The following is a 2,661-nucleotide window of genomic DNA, read 5'->3' as shown; positions in this document are numbered from 1 at the left end:
TCTTTCTTTAAAGTCCTTTTTGACTGACAGTGTCAGGCTTATGAGAGAGTGTAGATAATTGTTATGGTCTCTTCATTAATTTGGAGAGCAAAATGACAATAGAATTTAAACTTCGTATTCACTTTATTAAGAATGGCAAGGGATCTAAGTTTTTAGCAATATTTGATCAGACAGCCGTTGGTATGTTTGTAAAATCCTTGATGTTAACGTGCAAATTTATCCCCTCCATGCACCTATTCTTCTCTTTACGCATGAGGTGGAGAAACAGGATAGTGTTCTGTTTCATAAGCTTCAATTAACAAAACAAGAGTTTTCATTCTATCAAATTCTGGAGTATTAACTTCTGGCTGCTTATCAAACATTGCAGACACAATTTCTAAAGCTTCTTGGTACTCCCTCTCAGCACGAATTGGTTTGATATTCATTTCTTAAATTCTTGTAGTTCCACAGTGTTGGCATCAATCACATTAAATTGTAACATTTTTGTTGACAATTGTCACTTAATACATTACATCTTACTTAAAATAAAGTTGTTGAGTTTGCTATGATCAAAACATTTAAAAATAAAGACCTCCAATCTCTCTGGGAAACAGGAAAAAGTAAGATTGATAGCAGGCTTCAACAGCGTATTATTCGCCGTCTTGATGCCCTTGACGCTGCTTCTCAAGTTAGTGATATCAATGTACCAGGTTATAATTTTCATATGCTTAAAGGCTTTACTCCAACTCGCTACACAATTCATATCAATGGTCCTTGGTGTATCACTTTTGAATTTAAAGACAGACACGTTTACCATGTTGATCTAGAGCAATACCACTGAAGGTTTTAAGATTTGTAAAGGAAACTATCCATGACCACACGTAATCCTAATCGTTGTCCTTCTCATCCAGGAGAAATTTTAGCTGAATCCTTAGAACATTTAAATGCAAGCAAAACCGAAATTGCTAGGATTCTTCAAATATCACGCCAGCACTTGCACGGTATCCTTAAAGGAGAACGTCCAGTCACAGCCGTAACAGCAGCTCGCATTGGTAAATTGTTAGGAAATGGACCAGCCCTTTGGCTACAGCTTCAAGCCAATTATGATACATGGCATGCCTTGAGGGACATTGATGTCTCTTCTATTCCAACATTAACAGCTAATAAAGTGGATATACAAATGGAACAGAGCCATTAACTACCTCCCCGCCTCAAAGACGAGGAGATAAAATCATGTTTTTAACTTAAGCTACTTTTACAACAGGGCTTACTAAAACTCGCTTGGCTTCTTCAACAAGCGTTTTATAATGTTTGCTCTCTTCTGCTAATGTAAAGGCTTTAACAAGATGCATGTGAAGCGGTCCATAAATATAAACAGCTTTTTCAGTAGGTCCCATTTCATCCCAGTTGCTTGGAAAATCAAAGCGTGTATCACGATCATTATCAATTAATTGGTTTTTTAAATCATAGAAAGCTTTGACGAGGGCTTTTTTGAATGCACGCACCGTATCATTGTTACGCATATAGGTCATGAGTAGAGTGGCTTGTGGTTCGTTGAGAATAGCAACTTCTCTCTTTTGACCACCTTTACCGTCTCTTTTACTCACTTGGATTTCAAATCCAAGTGAACCAAACTCTTCAAAATCTTTACGATTATTGCGTACTAACTGTATAACTGTTTTATGCGTATTCCCCACACCCTCAGCAATTTTCAAAGAGGTTGTGACAGCAATACCAGCACTGTTGATTGTTACTAAATTGTTCATGATGAACTCCTAATGGTTTTAATGTCTCTATTGACACCCCCAAGGTGCCGGGCGTTAGAAACACGGCCATTAGTCCGTCGCTATGCCTTCCCCTCGTGAGAAGGTATTGTATAGCATAGCTACACCCGACAAAATCGTTATATGCCAATAATAGCATAAAAGACAATCAGTATTTTAAATGCATGGGAGAGATCTTACGTGACCTATCCGCTAATGGTTTAGTGTTTCTAGCACTTGTGATTCGAATAACATGAGAGTTTATTAGTATCAATATGCTTTTAAAAAATTATTTCACATATTGTTGTTTTCAAAGGATCGCATTTGAAATGCTACCCTTTACTATTCACTCGCATTTGAAATGCGAGTGAACCAAAATCCTTATGATTTGCTGTTTTAAAGGGTGCGATTTCAAATCCAACCCTCATTTTTTCTCATTCATTTCATTAGCCAATATTTCAAAGGAGTATAAAATGGCAACAGGTTTTTTACACGGTGTTGAAGTTGTCGAGGTTGACGACGGCACCCGCCCCCTTCGCGCGGTTCAATCGGCAGTTATCGGAATTGTTGGCACAGCACCCGATGCAGATGAACAAGCATTCCCTCTCAACACACCGGTTTTGGTAGCAGGCTCTCTTTCACAAGCTGCAAAACTCGATAAAACGGGTAAGCGTCAAGGCACCCTACCCAATGCCCTTGATCTTATTTTTAAACAAGTAGGAGCAATTGTCGTTGTCGTACGCGTGCACGAAGGTGACAACGAAAATGCAACACTCACCAATATTCTGGGTGGTGTGAATGCAAATGGCGCTTATGAAGGCGTCCATGCTTTGATTGGAGCGCAATCCATTGTGGGACAAACACCACGCATTCTCATCGCTCCAGGCTTTACACATCAACGCCCTTCCAGTGTGAATAT

Annotated in this window: 4 protein-coding genes and 1 pseudogene; 3 read left to right on the top strand and 2 right to left on the bottom strand. The window is 39.0% G+C overall.

Annotated features, from left to right (window positions below; translation table 11 throughout):
* Positions 1-245: 245 nt before the first annotated feature.
* A complete protein-coding gene (locus ACFIJJ_RS09360) occupies positions 246-425 on the bottom strand; it encodes a hypothetical protein (protein WP_375621862.1) in 180 nt (59 codons plus the stop codon).
* A 119-nt stretch (positions 426-544) separates the two neighbouring features.
* Between ACFIJJ_RS09360 and ACFIJJ_RS09355 the strand changes: the two genes are divergently transcribed.
* Positions 545-820: a type II toxin-antitoxin system RelE/ParE family toxin gene (locus ACFIJJ_RS09355; RefSeq protein WP_273791641.1), complete on the top strand. Its 276-nt coding sequence runs from the start codon at positions 545-547 to the stop codon at positions 818-820.
* Between the two features lie 30 nt (positions 821-850).
* Entirely contained in the window at positions 851-1,177 is a 327-nt protein-coding gene (locus ACFIJJ_RS09350; RefSeq protein WP_273791640.1) for a HigA family addiction module antitoxin, read from the top strand.
* Between the two features lie 46 nt (positions 1,178-1,223).
* Here ACFIJJ_RS09350 and ACFIJJ_RS09345 read toward each other — a convergent pair whose 3' ends face one another.
* Entirely contained in the window at positions 1,224-1,745 is a 522-nt protein-coding gene (locus tag ACFIJJ_RS09345) for a Rha family transcriptional regulator (protein ID WP_375646757.1), read from the bottom strand.
* A 470-nt stretch (positions 1,746-2,215) separates the two neighbouring features.
* Between ACFIJJ_RS09345 and ACFIJJ_RS09340 the strand changes: the two are divergent.
* A pseudogene (locus ACFIJJ_RS09340) lies at positions 2,216-2,661 on the top strand (phage tail protein); the annotation flags it as partial.

This window comes from Bartonella sp. TT29SHDZB (genome assembly GCF_042193395.1).
GTDB lineage: Bacteria > Pseudomonadota > Alphaproteobacteria > Rhizobiales > Rhizobiaceae > Bartonella.
Note: the sequence above shows the minus strand (reverse complement) of the source record. Positions and strands in the feature narration are given on the sequence as shown.

Excerpts from the sequence above, each read along its gene's own strand:
- ACFIJJ_RS09345 (WP_375646757.1), bottom strand. The coding sequence starts at position 1,745 with ATGAACAATTTAGTAACAATCAACAGTGCTGGTATTGCTGTCACAACC.
- ACFIJJ_RS09360 (WP_375621862.1), bottom strand. The coding sequence starts at position 425 with ATGAATATCAAACCAATTCGTGCTGAGAGGGAGTACCAAGAAGCTTTA.
- ACFIJJ_RS09350 (WP_273791640.1), top strand. The coding sequence starts at position 851 with ATGACCACACGTAATCCTAATCGTTGTCCTTCTCATCCAGGAGAAATT.
- ACFIJJ_RS09355 (WP_273791641.1), top strand. The coding sequence starts at position 545 with ATGATCAAAACATTTAAAAATAAAGACCTCCAATCTCTCTGGGAAACA.